15 protein-coding genes and 1 pseudogene are annotated in these 18,146 nt (G+C 46.5%); 9 read left to right on the top strand and 7 right to left on the bottom strand.

The features are described 5' to 3' along the window. Nucleotides 1–3: 3 nt before the first annotated feature. The 5 genes and pseudogenes from V7723_RS13885 to V7723_RS13865 all read right to left on the bottom strand — a co-directional run bounded on the left by V7723_RS13885 (nucleotide 4) and on the right by V7723_RS13865 (nucleotide 4,539). Complete coding sequence (locus tag V7723_RS13885) at nucleotides 4–969, bottom strand: PDR/VanB family oxidoreductase (RefSeq protein WP_335685087.1); 966 nt, start codon at nucleotides 967–969, stop codon at nucleotides 4–6. Continuing rightward, nucleotides 966–1,577, bottom strand: a complete 612-nt coding sequence (locus V7723_RS13880) for a dimethylamine monooxygenase subunit DmmA family protein (protein WP_335685086.1) — start codon at nucleotides 1,575–1,577, stop codon at nucleotides 966–968. The genes V7723_RS13885 and V7723_RS13880 overlap by 4 nt, the downstream gene beginning before the upstream one ends. A gap of 64 nt (nucleotides 1,578–1,641) precedes the next feature. After that, on the bottom strand, nucleotides 1,642–2,775 hold the full coding sequence (locus V7723_RS13875; RefSeq protein ID WP_335685085.1) for an aminomethyltransferase family protein: 1,134 nt from the start codon (nucleotides 2,773–2,775) through the stop codon (nucleotides 1,642–1,644). A gap of 182 nt (nucleotides 2,776–2,957) precedes the next feature. After that, the gene (locus tag V7723_RS13870; RefSeq protein WP_335685084.1) at nucleotides 2,958–3,131 is read right to left on the bottom strand and encodes a hypothetical protein; all 174 of its coding nucleotides are present in this window, start codon (nucleotides 3,129–3,131) and stop codon (nucleotides 2,958–2,960) included. Between the two features lie 22 nt (nucleotides 3,132–3,153). After that, nucleotides 3,154–4,539: pseudogene (locus V7723_RS13865) on the bottom strand (ammonium transporter). 197 nt (nucleotides 4,540–4,736) lie between these two features. Between V7723_RS13865 and V7723_RS13855 the strand changes: the two are divergent. The 8 genes from V7723_RS13855 (at nucleotide 4,737) to V7723_RS13820 (ending at nucleotide 14,665) form a co-directional block, all read left to right on the top strand. Further along, on the top strand, nucleotides 4,737–5,633 hold the full coding sequence (locus V7723_RS13855) for a class II glutamine amidotransferase (protein WP_335685082.1): 897 nt from the start codon (nucleotides 4,737–4,739) through the stop codon (nucleotides 5,631–5,633). 4 nt (nucleotides 5,634–5,637) lie between these two features. Next, on the top strand, nucleotides 5,638–6,321 hold the full coding sequence (locus V7723_RS13850; RefSeq protein ID WP_335685081.1) for a hypothetical protein: 684 nt from the start codon (nucleotides 5,638–5,640) through the stop codon (nucleotides 6,319–6,321). An 11-nt stretch (nucleotides 6,322–6,332) separates the two neighbouring features. Next, nucleotides 6,333–7,658, top strand: a complete 1,326-nt coding sequence (locus V7723_RS13845) for an FMN-binding glutamate synthase family protein (protein WP_335685080.1) — start codon at nucleotides 6,333–6,335, stop codon at nucleotides 7,656–7,658. A 27-nt stretch (nucleotides 7,659–7,685) separates the two neighbouring features. Further along, a complete protein-coding gene (gene glnT / locus V7723_RS13840) occupies nucleotides 7,686–8,993 on the top strand; it encodes a type III glutamate--ammonia ligase (protein WP_335685079.1) in 1,308 nt (435 codons plus the stop codon). A 225-nt stretch (nucleotides 8,994–9,218) separates the two neighbouring features. Beyond that, entirely contained in the window at nucleotides 9,219–10,172 is a 954-nt protein-coding gene (locus tag V7723_RS13835) for an ABC transporter substrate-binding protein (RefSeq protein ID WP_335685078.1), read from the top strand. 92 nt (nucleotides 10,173–10,264) lie between these two features. After that, entirely contained in the window at nucleotides 10,265–11,287 is a 1,023-nt protein-coding gene (locus V7723_RS13830; protein ID WP_335685077.1) for a quaternary amine ABC transporter ATP-binding protein, read from the top strand. 1 nt (nucleotide 11,288) lies between these two features. Further along, nucleotides 11,289–13,250, top strand: coding sequence for an ABC transporter permease (locus tag V7723_RS13825; RefSeq protein ID WP_335685076.1), 1,962 nt, complete (start codon nucleotides 11,289–11,291; stop codon nucleotides 13,248–13,250). A gap of 74 nt (nucleotides 13,251–13,324) precedes the next feature. Beyond that, nucleotides 13,325–14,665, top strand: coding sequence for an NAD(P)/FAD-dependent oxidoreductase (locus V7723_RS13820; protein WP_335685075.1), 1,341 nt, complete (start codon nucleotides 13,325–13,327; stop codon nucleotides 14,663–14,665). A gap of 18 nt (nucleotides 14,666–14,683) precedes the next feature. Here V7723_RS13820 and V7723_RS13815 read toward each other — a convergent pair whose 3' ends face one another. Then, nucleotides 14,684–17,053, bottom strand: a complete 2,370-nt coding sequence (locus tag V7723_RS13815; protein ID WP_335685074.1) for a DUF1989 domain-containing protein — start codon at nucleotides 17,051–17,053, stop codon at nucleotides 14,684–14,686. Between the two features lie 120 nt (nucleotides 17,054–17,173). On the opposite strand from V7723_RS13815, the gene V7723_RS13810 reads away from it, so the two are divergent. Further along, nucleotides 17,174–17,335 carry a hypothetical protein gene (locus tag V7723_RS13810; protein WP_335685073.1) on the top strand — a complete coding sequence of 54 codons (162 nt, stop codon included), beginning with the start codon at nucleotides 17,174–17,176 and terminating at the stop codon, nucleotides 17,333–17,335. Nucleotides 17,336–17,382: 47 nt separating this feature from the next. On the opposite strand, the gene V7723_RS13805 is transcribed toward V7723_RS13810, so the two are convergent. Further along, nucleotides 17,383–18,146: bifunctional 5,10-methylenetetrahydrofolate dehydrogenase/5,10-methenyltetrahydrofolate cyclohydrolase (locus tag V7723_RS13805; protein ID WP_335685072.1), on the bottom strand; the 764-nt coding region annotated here is incomplete at its 5' end.

The raw sequence follows: 18,146 nt of genomic DNA, 5'->3' as shown, positions 1-18,146 counted from the left end.
TTCCTATCGATCCAAGACGAGTGTTTTTCCGTCGAAACGTGAGACACAAGGCATTATTTTCTGACCTGAAGCACGTTCCTCTTCATTCAACCAGTGGTCTTTATGTAAGAAATTTCCCTCATGTTCGAGAACACGGGTTTCGCATTGTCCGCATGCCCCACCGCGACATAGATACGGTGCTTCGACACCCGCCACTTCGATTGCTTCAAGTAAGCTCTGTTGCTCGCCAACTTCGATTAATAGATTGGAAACGGCTAGTTTGGCGGAAAAAGGATTTCCAGACTCCGGCGCCAAAAATTCCTCATAATGAATAGATTCCCGCGGCCATCCTGCCTCTTTCGCTGTTTGCCTAACCCAATTGATCATTCCTTTTGGACCACACACATACAAATGAGTTCCCAACGGCTGTCCTTCAAGCAGGTTTTCCAAATCTACGGCTTGCTGCTGGTCATCAAAATAAAAATGAGTGTTTGATGGAAAATGGTCGTGCAACTCTTCGACATAAGAGCCCAATGCCGCATTACGAACACTATAATGAAGTTCAAAATTCCCATTTGATGCAGCCAATTGTTTTATTTGAGCAAGAAATGGTGTGATACCAATTCCACCGGCGACCATGAGGTGTTTTTTTGCCCGCAAATCCAGCGAAAACAAATTGACCGGATTGCTAATGGTCATCTTCAAGCCCACGTTTACTTGGGTATGCATGAACAAAGAACCGCCCCTGCCCTCATCATCCCGCCGAACCGATATTGTGTATGCAGAGCGCTCCAAAGGACTGCTCATTAGTGAATACGGATTTAAGCGGCGCCTGTCCTTATCTTCCATTTCTACAACAGTATGTGCCCCGCCAGAAAATGTTGGAAGTAGAGCGCCCTCCGCATGTTCAAATCGAAACCTCTTCACCAGCCCATTTACATCTACAATGTCCGTCACTATCACCGGAATTTTTGCGGCCCCTGCGCTCATTTAAATCGCTCCACACTTTCAGGAATATTTCCAGGATATTCAGCATCTATTCGGACTGCCTGATACGCGGCCAAGCGTCTCGAATAATGATCCCGAACAAAAAGCGACAATCCGCAATGTGAACAAATGAACGGATCTGTCGTCACATCTTCTGTTATACCTTTGCAATGTACACATTGCATACGTCGGGCAGTAGATCCTCGATGCTCTGTTTGAATTGCAGAATGCGGGATACCGACTAATATCGCTTCACGCATTGCTTGCCCAATTAACCCTTCTGTACCTGCCAAATAGATCTGCAGCCCCATATGCTCTTCCTCAAGCGTATGGCGAAGGCGCTGCAAAGATGCTTCGTAAGAAGGACCAATATATAATTGCGCGACCCCAATAGACTGAAGATTGGCCAAGTATTTTTCTTCGGATCTTTTTGGGATATACATTATATGAGTAATCGCTAGAAATTCTGGTGGCGCGTCGGACAGTACACCCAAAATGGCTTCAGCGCCTTCCGCATCAGCAATCATCAGATGGGTTTTTCCCACCTCTCTACTTAACTCTCCATAGACAGGTCGGCTCTTTATCGAAGGTTCAAATACTGTCTTCGGCATCAGCGATGCTTCTCCTCTTGCGTCCAATTTGTAGTAAAAAACCTAGTTTTTGCGCGACTTACCTCTATCCCTTCACAGTACGCCGTTCTTTTTTCTTATCATAGAAAGGAAGCTCTTCCGCAGTACAAGAAATGTCTCCCCCGGAATTCCGCACCGTCAGTTTTGTCCCCGGAACCGCGCAATCTACAGGCATACGGGCAATCCCTACATTATGCTTATTTAGGGATGAATACATACCTATGGTGACAACGCCAACTTCCTTACCGTCTTGAAGAAGTGTCGCTCCCTCTTCTGCAACTTCAGTACCGTCAAGAAGAACACCGTATATCTTAAACCGCTCCTTGCCCTTTCGGCGATAATGTTCTTCCGCTCCTCGGAAACCCGTCTTTCCAGGAGAAACGCTGAAGTCCAAACCTAGTTCCCACAGCGTATCTCCACATTGTTCATTTTCGTAGGGGTACATTTGGGAATTGTCGTATGGGAAGAAAAGCAAATAGCTTTCGGCACGCAGCCAATCAAGTGTTGTGAATCGCGTCGGAATAATGCCCATCGGTGCTCCGCCACTAACCAAGGCATCCCATATGGTTGTTGCATCTTGGGACCGGCAGAATATTTCGTATCCGCGTTCTCCAGTATACCCCGTACGTGATATTGTAACGGGACAGTCAAATAACGTCGTGTGCATGTGATTAAAATAGTTAAGGTTTCGAATCCCCTCGACATGTTTTTCGAGGAGATCTACGGACATCGGCCCCTGCAGTGATATATCGTGCATATTGTCATCAAACTGGATCGAGACATCCTTGCCGGCAGCAGCCCTGACAAGTTGCTCCATGCCGCCGCCTGTACCAATAACCACCATCCAAGAATTTGGACCCATCCGATAAATTACACAGTCATCTATGAAAGTTCCGCGATCATCCAACATGCAAGCGTATCTCGATCTTCCTGGAGGAATCTTCTCAGAATTTCTAGTTGTCGCACGATCGATAACAGAGGCGGCATGCGGTCCCACAAGATGGACTTTCCGTAAGCCCGAGACATCCATAATTCCAGCTTTCGTACGAATTGCCAGATATTCTTCCTCTTGATCCTTGTCGTAACTCCAAGCTGTGCCCATCCCGCCCCAGTCTTCGAGATCTGAGCCTAAGGCGCGATGCCTATCTGCAAGGGCAGAAAATCTCCAGGATGTCGTCATAATGTATTCCTCCACTGGCTTGTAATTATATTATCGCTTTATCTTGACTCAAAATGACACAGAAAATCAATAATAAGATGCAAATTATTTTCATAAGAGGCAAATTTTGTAACATTCTAAATTGAGTAAAGGTTAATGCTTGGCGACCTTCACTCTAATCGTCAAAAGCCACCGAGGAAGTTTTATTCACCGAATTTCTCGTACGATTCCTTTTCATGTCGACTGCCCATCCAAATTGCCACTAAACACATGGCAATAGATACAAACAGCCATATTGGCTCCCAGGCGGTATTGGCTCCAACATAATAGGCGCCTTCAGCATTATTCCAGGATGCTGGCTCAATCGGTGAATTCATAGCTAAACTTCTTCTGACAGTTTTACTCTGCGGCCGATGCCGATGATTTAAAGACGTTTTCCGGATAGGCGACTAAAGGTACTTCGGTAATATCCAACCCTGCAATTTCGACGTTCTCTGGAACCCGAAATTTACCCATTGCTTTCATCACTGACGAAATTAGATAACCTGGTACAAATCCGCACAGAGCCATGACAATCAATCCTACAAGTTGACCCAAAAAACTTGTTGTCGCTACGCCAACATCTCCCGAAAGCGCCGGATATCCCACAGCAAAAATTCCAACGGCAATAACGCCCCAAGCGCCGACAACACCATGGGCTGTGACAGCGCCCACAGCGTCATCAATCTTCAGTTTTTCAAGAATCTTTGCTGAATAAGGCATGATAATGAGCCAATAAAGCCAACAGCAAATGCCAACGGAGGCCACCATATATCTAGTCCGGATGCACAAGAAATAATTCCGCCCAAGGCGCCAGACATCATCCAAAACGGATCGCGGGTCAGCATCCAGGCACCAATTATTCCGCCAGCAAAACCCATCAATATATTGAAAGCCAAAGCCGACAACGTGACGGGGGTACCATATATATTAGTGAATTCAACAGCTGACCAAGACCAGACTTCTCCTGGATAAATGACACAGGCCATCAAAAAGCCCCAAAATCCGGCGATGATCAACATCAAACCCACCAGTGTTAGCGGCATGTTATGGTCCGCTATATGATTAGCACTACCATCTTTGTTGAATTTTCCAATTCTCGGACCCAGATTGACTAAAACGCCGAGAGCAAAAAACCCAGCAACCATATGGACGACGCCGGCAGCCCCAAAATCGTGATATCCGAATTTAGTTACAAGCCATCCATCTGCATGCCATCCCCAAGCGGCTGCAACCACCCAAGCAAAAGCGCCCAGAGCAATTGCAAGGATAATAAACGCATTTAACCTGATCCGCTCAATAACGGAGCCTGACATGATGGAGGCCGTGGTAGCGGCAAACAACGTAAAAGCCCCCCAGAAAACACCAGTGGCATTATCCGCAAGACTAGGACCCATGACTTCGCCAGCAGGATTAGCTGCGCCAACCGCATAATCCCACCCGCTAATTTCGCTCGGACCCACTCCGAAATCAAGACCTGTTGGGAAGGCCCAATAAACAAACCAGCCAAAGTAATAGAAACTCGGCACTAATAAAGGCGAACGCCAGAATATTCTTCATACTTGAAGCGAGAAGGTTTTTTGTTCTTGAAGCTCCCATTTCATAGGCAAGAAAACCTGCATGAATGAGAATCATGAGTGGTATTGTTACGTAGTAGAACATTTCTGCGGCAACAGTATTCCCAACTGCATTCGCGCTCTTCACGGCAGCTAATTCGGCTGCCAGTTTCGCTAATTGCTCTTCCATTAGCCCTCCCTTCACCGCAAACACCAGCCCCCCGGCTCAAAATTCTCGGTGATTTTATTTTCGTGCGGCCAAGTCAAACATTTTAGTATCCATTTTTCCAACATTTTTTGCCTGAGATGAAAAAAAATTTCTTCCTAGTTGAGAACTTAAAAGTTTGGTGCTAGCGTATTTTAAAGAAATCAAAGGAGTTGAATTCCATGTGCGGGATCGTTGGACTATTTCTTAAAGACAAATCTTTAGAACCAAGATTAGGCGAAATGCTGAGCGATATGCTTGTGACCATGACCGACAGAGGCCCTGATAGCGCGGGTATCGCTATCTACGGCAAGAACGGTGACGGTTTCGAGAAAATGACGATACAATCGGACAATCCTGTTGACGATTTCAAGAACCTGGACAAGGAATTAAGTAAAGCCATTAGTACAGAGGTTGGTCTGCATCTAAAAAGCACACACGCTGTTCTGAAGATGGCCAGCACTCATTCGGATCAAGCTCGCACGGCTTTGGCCAAGGTTCGACCGAACGTTCGCATCATGAGTACAGGTCATAACATAGAAATCTATAAAGAGGTTGGTCTACCGGAAAATGTAGCTAAACGATTTGAAATTTCAAATATGGGCGGTAGTCATGGTATTGGTCATACGCGCATGGCAACAGAATCAGCCGTCACCACTATGGGGGCACATCCCTTTTCAACCGGCGCGGACCAATGTCTTGTCCATAACGGATCTCTTTCTAATCACAATAGTCTACGGCGCAAGTTAAAACGAGACGGCATGTCCTTCGAAACAGAAAACGATTCCGAAGTTGCGGCCGCTTATTTAACCTACAAAATGCAGCACGGCTCCAATCTAGGTGAAGCGATGGAAGCGAGTCTGAACGACCTTGACGGCTTTTTTACTTTTGTCGTCGGCACGAAAGATGGTTTTGGCGTTGTACGGGATCCGATTGCCTGTAAACCGGCAGTTATGGCAGAAACTGATCGCTACGTAGCTTTTGGATCTGAATACCGTGCACTCGTTAATTTGCCGGGCATAGAGGAAGCCCGTGTTTGGGAGCCAGAGCCGGCAACAGTATATTTCTGGGAGCATTGAGAACATGCAAACGTTCGATCTATCCGAGCAAGGGCTACGCGCATTGAACTCAACTTTGCATACCCAACATTCGGATACAAACCAAACAAGCTGGGAAATAGTGAATCCGAAGGGCAGTCATGCGATAGCCGTAGGCCTTGATAGTCCCATAGACGTTACGGTCAAAGGTTCAACTGGCTACTATTGTGCGGGAATGAACAAGCAAGCGATTGTGAGGATTAAAGGCTCGGCTGGCCCTGGCGTGGCTGAAAACATGATGTCGGGCGCAGTCATTGTCGATGGTGATGCCAGCCAATACGCAGGTGCCACTGGCTGCGGAGGATTACTTGTAATCAAAGGAAATGCCTCTTCGCGTTGCGGTATTTCCATGAAAGGTATCGATATTGTAGTTCATGGCAGTATCGGGCATATGTCAGCTTTTATGGCACAATCGGGAAACCTTGTCGTTCTTGGCAATGCGGGTGATGCTCTCGGCGACTCACTTTACGAAGCACGGTTATTTGTGCGTGGCAACGTAAAAAGTCTCGGCGCTGATTGTATCGAAAAAGAAATGCGGCCAGAACATCTTGAAATTCTTGCAAAGTTGCTTGAGCAAGCGGAAGCAGATGCGAAACCGGAAGATTTTCGACGGTATGGATCAGCACGTAAGCTCTATAATTTCGACATTGATAACGCCAGTGCGTATTAAGGCATTTAAATATGAATGATATCCCGACAACTTTGCCAAGAAAGCCTTGGACATTCAATGACTATACGAACTCAGAAATTCGTCGGGCGGCAGCCACAGGTATATATGATATTCGTGGGGGAGGTGCAAAAAGGCAGCTTCCGCATTTTGATGATCTATTGTTTTTAGGCGCCTCAATATCTCGTTATCCTCTTGAGGGGTATCGCGAAAAATGCGACACGAAGGTTGCTCTTGGCACCCGATTTGCTAAAAAGCCGATCGAACTGGACATACCCATTACCATTGCAGGAATGAGCTTCGGGGCTTTATCAGGTCCCGCGAAAGAAGCGTTGGGGCGTGGAGCGACTGCAGCCGGCACTTCGACCACGACAGGTGATGGTGGCATGACGGAAGAAGAACGCGGGCATTCAGAAAAACTTGTCTACCAATATTTACCATCCCGTTATGGCATGAATCCTGACGATCTGCGTCGGGCGGACGCAATCGAAATTGTTGTCGGCCAAGGCGCTAAACCTGGCGGCGGCGGTATGTTATTAGGCCAAAAAATCTCCGACCGCGTTGCCGAAATGCGGAATTTACCAAAAGGGATTGATCAAAGATCTGCCTGCCGACACCCTGATTGGACCGGGCCAGACGATCTTGAAATTAAGATATTAGAGCTCCGTGAGATTACCGGATGGGAAAAACCGATTTTCATTAAAATTGGCGGCGCTCGTCCATATTTTGATACAACATTGGCTATCAAGGCGGGCGCCGATGTAGTCGTACTGGACGGCATGCAGGGCGGTACGGCGGCAACCCAAGAAGTATTTATTGAACAAGTCGGCCAGCCAACTCTTGCCTGCATACGCCCCGCCGTTCAAGCATTGCAAGATCTGGGAATGCACCGCAAAGTACAACTCATTATTTCGGGGGGCATCCGAACCGGTGCAGATGTGGCGAAAGCCCTTGCCCTCGGCGCTGACGCAGTGTCCATTGGCACAGCTGCACTGGTTGCTCTTGGTGATAATGATCCGCGTTGGGAATCTGAATACAATAAAATGGGAACAACTGCAGGCGCGTATGATGACTGGCATGAAGGTAAAGATCCCGCTGGCATAACGACGCAGGATCCAGACCTAATGAAGCGATTTGATCCGATAGCCGGAGGTCGGCGTTTATCTAATTATCTAAAGGTAATGACCTTGGAAGCGCAAACAATAGCGCGCGCCTGCGGCAAGAACCATATTCATAATTTAGAACCTGAAGATTTATGCGCCTTGACCGTTGAAGCATCAGCAATGTCCGGCGTGCCGTTGGCAGGAACGAACTGGATACCAGGCAAGACAGAATATTAAGTGAATTACGGGAGGCAAAGTACGTCCATGGCAATAGATTTAGCCGCTTTTGCGAAACAAAATAACGTAAAATATTTCATGGTTTCCTTCACCGATTTATTCGGCGGTCAGAGAGCCAAACTTGTGCCAGCTCAAGCAATCGCGGGAATGCAAAAAGATGGCGCGGGCTTCGCAGGTTTCGCCACTTGGCTTGATATGACACCCGCCTACCCCGATATGCTGGCAGTGCCGGATCCTGAATCAGTGATTCAACTCCCTTGGAAACCCGAAGTCGCATGGGTTGCCGGAAACTGTGTCATGGAAGGTGAGCCTGTCGATCAGGCACCCAGGAATGTACTTAATAAACTAGTCGCCGAAGCAGCGTCAGAAGGGTTGCATGTTAAGACTGGTGTCGAGGCAGAATTCTTTTTGCTGACACCTGATGGGCTGCAAATTTCAGACGAGTATGATACTGCTGAAAAACCCTGTTATGACCAGCAAGCCGTCATGCGCCGTTATGATGTCATTACCGAAATTTGTGATTATATGTTGGAATTAGGATGGGCGCCTTACCAAAATGATCATGAAGATGCTAATGGCCAATTCGAAATGAATTGGGATTTTGATGACTCACTGAAAACTGCCGACAAACATTCCTTCTTTAAATTTATGGTCAAATCTGTCGCAGAGAAACACGGTCTGAGAGCCACCTTTATGCCGAAGCCAATCGAGGGTCTTACCGGCAACGGATGTCACGCACATATCTCCGTTTGGGACAAAGAAGGTAAAAACAACATTTTCTCAGATGACAGTAAAGAACTTGGCCTATCTGATAGCGGTCGTCACTTCCTCGGCGGCATCATGGCACATGCTTCCGCACTGGCCGCAATTACGAACCCAACAGTAAACTCTTATAAACGTATCAACGCTCCGCGGACAATGTCTGGAGCGACTTGGGCTCCCAATACGGTGACTTGGACCGGTAATAATCGCACACATATGGTTCGCGTTCCCGGACCTGGCAGATTCGAATTACGTCTTCCAGACGGCGCAGTTAATCCGTATCTTCTGCAAGCTGTAATCATTGCGGCCGGTTTAGACGGCATCCGCACAAAAGCAGATCCAGGCAAACGGTATGATATCGATATGTATCAAGAAGGCCATAAAGTGAAGAATGCGCCCCAGCTTCCTTTAAACTTACTGGATGCGTTGCGTGAATATGACAAAGACAAAACTCTGAAAGCAACAATGGGTGTTGCTTTTTCCAACGCGTACTTAAAAATGAAACGGCAGGAATGGGATTCTTTTGTTTCACATTTCACCCAATGGGAACGCGACAATACTTTGGATATATGAGCATTTGGTAATTTTTATCTGTTTACAGATAAAAAAACGAAAATTTATCAATTTTCCAACTCTAATTAAGTCATCAACCTTGCTATAAGCCAAAACATATGCGTATTCTTCTTAGGAGGATTTTTTTAATACCAGGAAAATTATCACCTCGTGATTTAGCCGGATTAGAGCAATAAAATATGCCAGTCATCCGTTATGCCGATTATCTAACAAGGGAGACAACAAATGAAATTCGATAAGATTTTTGCGATTACTGCGGTGGTCGCCGCCAGTTTCGCGTTCACCACTTCTACTTATGCTGCACCGGAATCCGACGAACCAATTATCATCGTTCAAAATAACTGGACAAGTCAGTTAGTACTTTCCAATGTCGTTGGTCAGATGCTTGAAAGCAAAGGCTATACTGTTGAGTATACGCCGTCTGATAGTCAGTTACAATTCACCGCAATTGCCAATGGAGACATGCATTTTCAGGTGGAAGCTTGGGAAGGCTCGATGAAGACAGCCTTTGAAAAAGCTGTTGCTGACGAAGGAATGGTCGACGCGGGAAAACATGGCGCCGTAACTCGGGAAGAATGGTGGATTCCTAATTATGTCCTTGATGTATGCCCAGACGCTGGAAACTGGGAAGGCTTGAACAAATGCGCAGCGTTGTTTGCCACTGCAGAAACGTCGCCAAAAGGTCGTTTTGTTGGCCCACCTGCTGACTGGGGTAAAAACTATGCTGCTCGTATTGACGCTTTGAATATGGATTTCATTGCGATCAATGTTGGTCAGGCAGCAACGCTTTGGGCCGAACTCCAGGCAGCATACGATCGGAAAGAGCCGATCGTTCTTTTCAACTGGACACCAAACTTCATCGAAAGCAAATTTGAAGGCCGCTTCGTTGATTTTCCAGAGCCTGAAGCTGCGTGTTTCGACGATAAGGCATGGGGTCCAAATCCAAAAGCGACAGGTGATTGCGGCGCACCGCACGAAGCGTGGCTTAAGAAAGCAGCATGGAAGGGCATCGCTGAAACATGGCCAGGAGCTTGGGAAATTCTTCAGAAAGTTGACTTCAACAACGCACAGATCGCGCGTGCCGCTCTTCTGGTCGATGTCGATGGCATGACACCTGAAGATGCTGCCAAAACTTGGATCACTGAAAATCAGACACTTGTTGACGGCTGGTTAAATTAGACCTTTCGAAACTAGTGGATATCTGGTCCAATGAAGATACTGGCCGGGTGTGGAGCGCCACACTCGGCCATAATTTTAGTAAGGGTGGTGGAATGAATTCTGACGTGAAAATAAAGTGCCGAAATTTATGGAAAATATTTGGCGCTGACCCGGAAAGTTTCATGCAGAAATACAAAGGCAACCCTTCTCCCCAAGATCTAAGTAATGAAAAATATATTGGTGCCGTCCAGGATGTGTCGTTTGATGTCCATGCGGGCGAGATTCTCATTATCATGGGATTATCGGGATCCGGTAAATCGACGCTAATTCGGTGTATCACGCGCCTAAACGATCCAACTACCGGTAAGATCGATTATGAGGGCAAAGACCTATTAGAGGCGACGGCTGAAGAGCTGATTGAACTACGCCGACACAAAATGGGAATGGTGTTTCAAAGCTTTGGCCTTTTACCCCACAGAGACGTGCTTTCTAACGTTGCTTTTCCTCTGGAGGTGCAAGGCCTTAAAAAACCAGAAAGAGAAGCCAAAGCCCGTGAAATGATTGAACTTGTTGGATTACAAGGTCGAGAATCGTATTTTCCAAGAGAGCTTTCCGGTGGCCAGCAGCAACGTGTCGGTATCGCACGCTCCCTCGCCGTTGGACCAGATGTTTGGTTTCTAGATGAGCCATTCTCTGCTCTGGATCCCTTAATTCGCGCCGAAATGCAGGATGAGTTTATCCGCCTGCAAAAGCTTTTGAAAAAAACAATCGTCTTTATCACTCATGATTTTGAAGAAGCTGTAAAACTCGCGGATCGTATTGGCATCATGAAAGATGGCCGTATGGTACAGTTGGATACGCCTGAACAAATAGTCCTTCATCCCGCAAACGAATATGTTGCAGAATTTTCTCGTAATGCGCCACATGAGCGCATTGTCACCGTCCGAGCGATTATGCAACCAATTGAACATGAAATTTCCGCAGAAAATGGCATAGATGCCGGTGCCCTAATTGGTAAAGTTGCTAAAAAAGTACTTGATGCGTCAGAACCTCTCCCCGTCATTGAAAACGAAAAAGTCGTTGGCACTGTTGACCGAAAGGCAATGATGGACAGCTTATTTGGTCAGGACGAATAAGATGGTTGGCCGCGATACCACCAGTGTGCTCAGCCGCGTTCCAATTTTATACCAATTCATTGTTATCATCATTGTTGGTTTCCTCTTAGCTTACTTCTGGGATGGCGCTACACGCTGGCCAGAAGACTGGGTTATTCCGATGAAACAATGGATTACCGATTTTTTTTACTGGCTTGGAAAAAAAGCGGGAATTGGTGATTACAAATTTCGCGATCTCACGCGTTTAATTGCCACCGGTTTGAAGCAACCTCTTCTTTGGACTGAATATGTTTTATATCGGGGCTATAGACCACTCGCAATTTCGCCCATTCCCTGGATTTCTCTTGTGCTGGCTGTCGCTATTCTCGGGCATTGGATAGCAGGTTGGCGGCTCGCCCTATTTGCAGCATTGTGTTTCATCTATCTCTCAGTTTTCGGCTTATGGCGCGATTCCATGCGGACGTTATCAATCGTTATCGTTGCTGTCCCTATTGCAGTGATGATCGGCTTATGGCTCGGAATTTGGGTAACACGGTCAAAACGGGCAGCGTCATTTATCACGCCCATGTTTGATTTGATGCAAGCTACACCACATATGGCCTATCTGGTTCCTGTCGTCATATTGTTCGGTTTTGGTCAAGTCCCCGCCATGATTGCAACTGTGATTTTCGCGATGCCACCGATGGCTCGTTGTACAATTCTTGCTATTCAAACCGTCCCCCCCGAAATCATTGAATCTGGCCGAATGTCGGGCTGCACACCGCGTCAGTTGCTGTGGAAGGTTCAAATTCCGTCGGGCAAGCGTATTTTGATGCTGGGTGTAAATCAGGTTGTGATGCAGACTTTGGCAATGGTTGTCATTGCGTCACTTGTCGGTGCAACAGGCCTAGGACAGAAGCTTCTTAATTCGTTACAGCAGTTGAAACTTGGAGCGGCTGTTGAACAAGGCTTGGCTATTGTACTTATAGCGATCGTTTTGGACCGATTGACCCAAGCCTATGCAAATCGCCCTAACAATTATTCAATCAGAGAGCCAAACTGGCTATTGAGGCACAAACATCTCGTGGCTTTTCTTGGAATGATGGTTGTCACCGTCACTCTTGCATTTTTTGTCAAGGGAGCCGCAGTCCTCCCAAAGAATATGACGGTCACTTTCGGCACTGATCTAGACGTTGCTGTTCGCTGGGTATCCAAGAATGCTTATGACTATATTCGACCGGTTCGGGATTTCATCACAGTCTTCATGTTGTTGCCCTTGAGAAATTTCTTCCTCTGGATTCCTTGGCCAATCGTTGTCGTTATGGTTGGAGCCGCCGGTTTACGCTTAGGTGGGAAGTCTACGGCTTTGCTTTGCATGGCATTAATCGCCGCCATTATCCTCTTTGGTTTTTGGGAACCTGCAGTAATGACAGTCTATCTTGTCTTTTCAGCAGTAGTTATCTGCATCTGCATCGGCATACCCGTTGGGATTTGGGCTTCACGCTCTGAGCGTGTTGCTAAAGTGGTTTTGTCTGTTTGCGATACGTTGCAGACATTTCCTTCGTTCATCTATCTTATTCCAGTCATCATGTTGCTGAAGGTCGGCGATCTTTCAAATATTGTTGCCATTCTGGCGTATGCCACCGTCCCTGCAATTCGCTATACTTATCTTGGGCTCAAGCGAATACCCGAAGTAACTAAAGAAGCCGCAATTGCCAATGGGACGACGCCACGACAAAGATTGTTGAAAGTAGAGTTGCCTATTGCTTTGCCTGAAATAATGCTGGGCGTTAACCAAACCATCATGATGGCACTAGCAATGGTTGCGATTACGGCACTGATTGGCTCACGAGATCTTGGTCAAGAGATATATCGGGCATTACCAACCGCAGACACTGGCCGCGGAATCTTGGCTGGCCTGGGCATTGCGGCGATTGGCATCATTGCGGATCGGCTAATTCAAGCCTGGTCATCAGAGCGCAAACGAACTTTGGGTATTGAGTAAATAAGGATTCTGTAAGTCCCACTTCAGACTTACCCACTTCGCTTTATGGAGGTGAAATTTGAAAGGAGAAAATAGTGACAAAAAGAGTAGCCGTTATTGGAGCGGGACCATCTGGTCTGGCGCAGCTACGTGCCTTTCAGACTCAAGCGAAAAGAGGCGAAGAAATTCCCGAAATTGTGTGCTTTGAAAAACAGGATAATTGGGGTGGTTTATGGAATTACACCTGGCGCACCGGCCTCGATGAATATGGCGAAGCAGTTCATGGTTCCATGTATCGTTATTTATGGTCAAATGGCCCCAAAGAATGTTTGGAATTTGCCGATTATTCATTTGAAGAACATTTTCACAAACAGATAGCCTCTTATCCACCGCGAGCCGTTCTATTTGACTATATTCAGGGGCGCGTTGAAAAAGCTGGTGTTCGTGACTGGATTAGATTTAGAACACCTGTTCGGCATGTGGAATGGAATTCAAATACGGGAAAATTCAACGTCACTTCTCATAACCTTGTTAAAAATGTAACCATAACGGAAGAATTTGATTTTGTGGTCGTCGCTAGCGGCCATTTTTCGACACCAAATGTACCACAATTCGAAGGTATGGATCGCTTCAATGGTCGCATCCTCCATGCCCATGATTTCCGCGATGCTGTTGAGTTCAAAGATAAGGATATTCTGGTTGTTGGTACGAGTTATTCTGCAGAAGATATCGGCTCGCAATGTTGGAAATATGGCTGCAAATCTATTACGGTTAGCCATCGAACGGAGCCCATGGGATTTAAATGGCCAGAAAACTGGGAGGAAGTTCCATTATTAGTGAAGGTGGAGGGGAATCTCTGTACTTTTAAAGACGGCACGACCAAAACTGTTGACGCCATAATTTTATGCACCGGATATCAGCACTATTTTCCGTTCATGGCAGAAGAATTACGATTAAAAACCGCGAACAGGCTGGCAACAGCCGATCTCTATAAAGGCGTGGTTTTTACTCATAATCCGGCGTTGATGTATATTGGAATGCAGGATCAGTGGTACACATTCAACATGTTTGACGCACAAGCATGGTATGCGCGGAATGTCATCAATGGCTCGATTAAAACGCCCTCAAAAGGGGAGATGCAAGAGGATGTTGTGGCACGGGTCGCCGCAGAGGATGCCATTGAAGATGACTACGGCGCCATACGTTATCAAGGCGATTACGTAAAAGAACTGATTGCTTTAACGGATTACCCCAGCTTTGACATTGATAGCGTAAATGAAGCTTTCTACCAGTGGAAGAAGCATAAAAAGGAAAATATCATGACTTTCCGGGATAACAGTTATCAATCTGTTATTACAGGAACGATGGCACCGGTTCATCACACACCCTGGAAAGAGGCAATGGACGACTCACTTGAGTCTTATTTGGAAAACTAGAGCAACCCCACTTAGGATTTAGGATCGCGGTCGAGATTTAGTCGGATCATAATGGGCAAACGGAACAATTTTGGCGGGCAGTCTTTGTTGCTGCCCGTCTAACTTACCAATTTCAACTTCCGTATCGACTTCTGCATGTGCAATATCGACACGCGCAAGTGCAATATTTTTCTTCAATATAGGAGACCTCATAGAAGACGTAATCTCGCCAATCTGGGCTCTCCCAATATGTATGCAGTCGCCATGCAAGACATTGACGCTACTATCTATATCTAATCCAACCAATTTACGCGATGGATGTTCCTTACGCCGAATGAGCGCATCCCGGCCAATAAAGTCATCAGTTTTACTCTTTAGTGGTACAGTAAATCCAATACCGGCTTCAAAGGGGTCTGTTTGATCAGAAAAATCATAGCCGGCAAAAATTAAACCCGCTTCTATTCTTACCATATCAAGAGCTTCCAGCCCCATTGGCGTCAAACCAAGGGGTTCACCAGCTTCCCATAACGCGTCAAAAACAATGTCTGCATGCTTTGGGTGACACCAAACCTCGTAGCCTAGTTCACCTGTATATCCCGTGCGAGAGACCACAACCGGAACTCCCTGATCATCGCCTATTCGACCCACAGTAAAGCGGAACCATTCTAATTCCCCAATCGTAGGCTGAACAGGCTGCGTCCACACGAACTTTTTAAGAATTTCTCGGCTGTTTGGTCCTTGAACCGCAATATTGTGCATTTGATCTGTAGATGATCTGACCAGAACTTTAAGATCCAATTTATCGGCGACTTCTCGCAGCCAAATACCGCTATAATCATCCCCACCGATCCACCGGAAATTATCTTTCCCTAAGCGTAAAAGCGTTCCATCATCGATCATACCGCCATGTTCGTAGCACATTGCTGTATAAACGACCTGCCCGACGGCTAATTTTTTGATGTTCCGGGTCAAAGTATACTGCATGAGGGCTTCTGAATCAGGGCCCGTGATTTCAAATTTCCGTAGCGGTGACAAGTCAATAACCACAGCTTTTTCCCGGCAGGCCCAGTATTCATCTAAAGGTCCGGATTTAGAAAAGCAATTGGCCAACCAATATCCTTTATACTCAACAAAATTTCGTGTGTGTTTTGCAAAACAATCGTGAAAGGCGGTCTGTTTGGTCATTTTTGGTTCCGAATTTGGAGTAGTGCGAGTCGCAATTGCGCGGGCAAAATTCTCTTTGCCTGCGTATGTACGAACATGAATATCCGTGGGGTTCCAGCCATTGGCTGCTGTTGTATCATCTGGGCAGGCCGATGTGACGCAAACCAGATCTGTTAGGGCACGTAACAACACAAAATCACCCGGGCGCGACCAAGGTTCATCGCTATACATAACACCATGTTCGTCTATGCCGGTATTGAAGAAGAAATTAATGGCCATCCATCCCGTCCGCGCCACCACGTCATATTCGGACAAAGCACCATTAAAATTCTCAGAACAGTTTGCATGTCCGGGATATCCCATATCATCGTAATATTTTGCGGCGCAAGCCAAAGCAAATGCATCATGACGACCACATGTGTCCTGGATAACCTCGACCAAAGGTATCATTTCCTGGTCGTAATATTTCGCGTGCAATCCGGGCATCGGATAAGAATGCCCCATCAAAGAACGCGTGGTTGTAACATCCAACGCGTGCTCCAGACCGTTATCTAGCTTTCGGGCAGAAAAGCACTGAAAGTCTGTACATTGGCGTCCATCGACATCGAGTATTTGAAGAAAGTCACCTGCCTTAACAAAATAAGTTTCTGCTGTTCTCGTTTGGACGCGCAAATCAAGGACAGGATCGGCCAGGGGATCGGGCAGTTCAAAACTCTTACGTGGTTTGATAAGCGCCCTATGAATCGTGACCGATAACGAGGTCGTCGCGTTCTGCGTTTCCATATCCATCGGCTCACCAGGCGCCGAGATAATAACAACGCCTTTACGCGAAGCACGAAACTCTACCTCCACACCCGGCGAAGTCAACGTATCGAAAACACGGAAACCGCCCGCGTCAGCAAGATTTATCCCCCGCCATTCAATTCCCATCCGGATCGTTTGCAAACTTGCTTCGGATTTACTCAATAGCTTCTTCAATCCTGCACAATCGCTATTACTGCTCTCTCCCAGAATTTCCGGATCGATTATTCCGTCTGCTCCGGCAACGACGAGTTCGCAGACTTGGCCGCCCTCATCATTTGATATGGAAAAACGATCCCCTGCCTCGATTGAGATCAAGGCAACGCCAGATCCTTTTACGACATAGCACTCGGTACCAGCCGGTATTGAAAAAATACTGGGCTGTATTATGCTGCTGGGTTTTGGTGGTCCTGAATTAATTTCTGGATAACTTGAATCGAGCATCTATCACTTCCAGTTCCAACAATGTTGCACTTGCGGAATAAAATATTAATATGAAGAATACTACGTCATTAAAGAGCAAGCAAGCAACTTCGATTAAATCAAATCATATGGGAATTTAGAATGACGAACAATCAAATCAATTTTTTTGGCTGGATCCTTTTCGTCATATCAGCCATTGGATTCATTATTGCCAGCCTTGGTCAGTTCTGGGCGATGTTCGGAAGTGTTGTTTTCCTAATTGCATGTCTGGTTTTTATGATCCCCTTCTTTCGAAAGGAATAGAAAGTTATTTTGCTTTCAATCCACCTTCTCATAAAATCTGAAAGGAGCTATAACCAACCAACAGACATTTGTCGTTGATGCGCTCGAGTTGCATTCCGCATCAAAATGGCGACAGTTACCGGTCCAACTCCACCAGGTACAGGCGTAATCCAGCTGGCCACCTCTAAAACATTTTTCGTATCGACATCTCCGACGATACGGACATTACCGTCATCATCAGTGATTTGATTAATTCCGATATCTATAACTGCAGCGCCAGGCTTGACCATATCCGCTCCGAGAAAATTCGGTTGACCGACGGCAACCACGACAACGTCCGCCCTTCTTGAATGCATTGCAACGGAGCGTGTCATATGATGACATACTGTGACAGTTGCCCCCTCTGCCATTAACAAAAAAGCTGCGGGTTTGCCGACGATTTCCGAATGGCCAACCATCACAACTTCTAAGCCTTTGAGACTTAGCCCTGTTTCTTTAATCAATTCAACGGAGGCCGCCGCAGTACAAGGGGCAAGGGCTACATCGGAGTAGACAATATTACCTATTGAAGCAGGATTCATCCCTTCCACGTCTTTTAGCGGATGAATGGCGGATTGCAAGGATCGAACATTGATATGCTCCGGAACAGGCCTTTGCAAGATAACGCCGACGATACCCGGATCGTCGTTGAGTTTAGCAATCTCATCCTTACATTCTGCCTGGCTGATAGAAGCTGGCCATAGAACTTCACTAAAAGGAATACCGACTTGCTCAGCTGCCTTTGCTTGATTTCGAATATACACGGCAACAGCTGGAATATCTCCAAAGCATA

Source organism: Sneathiella sp. (assembly GCF_036960985.1).
Lineage (GTDB): Bacteria > Pseudomonadota > Alphaproteobacteria > Sneathiellales > Sneathiellaceae > Sneathiella.
This window is presented reverse-complemented; position numbering and strand designations above follow the sequence as displayed.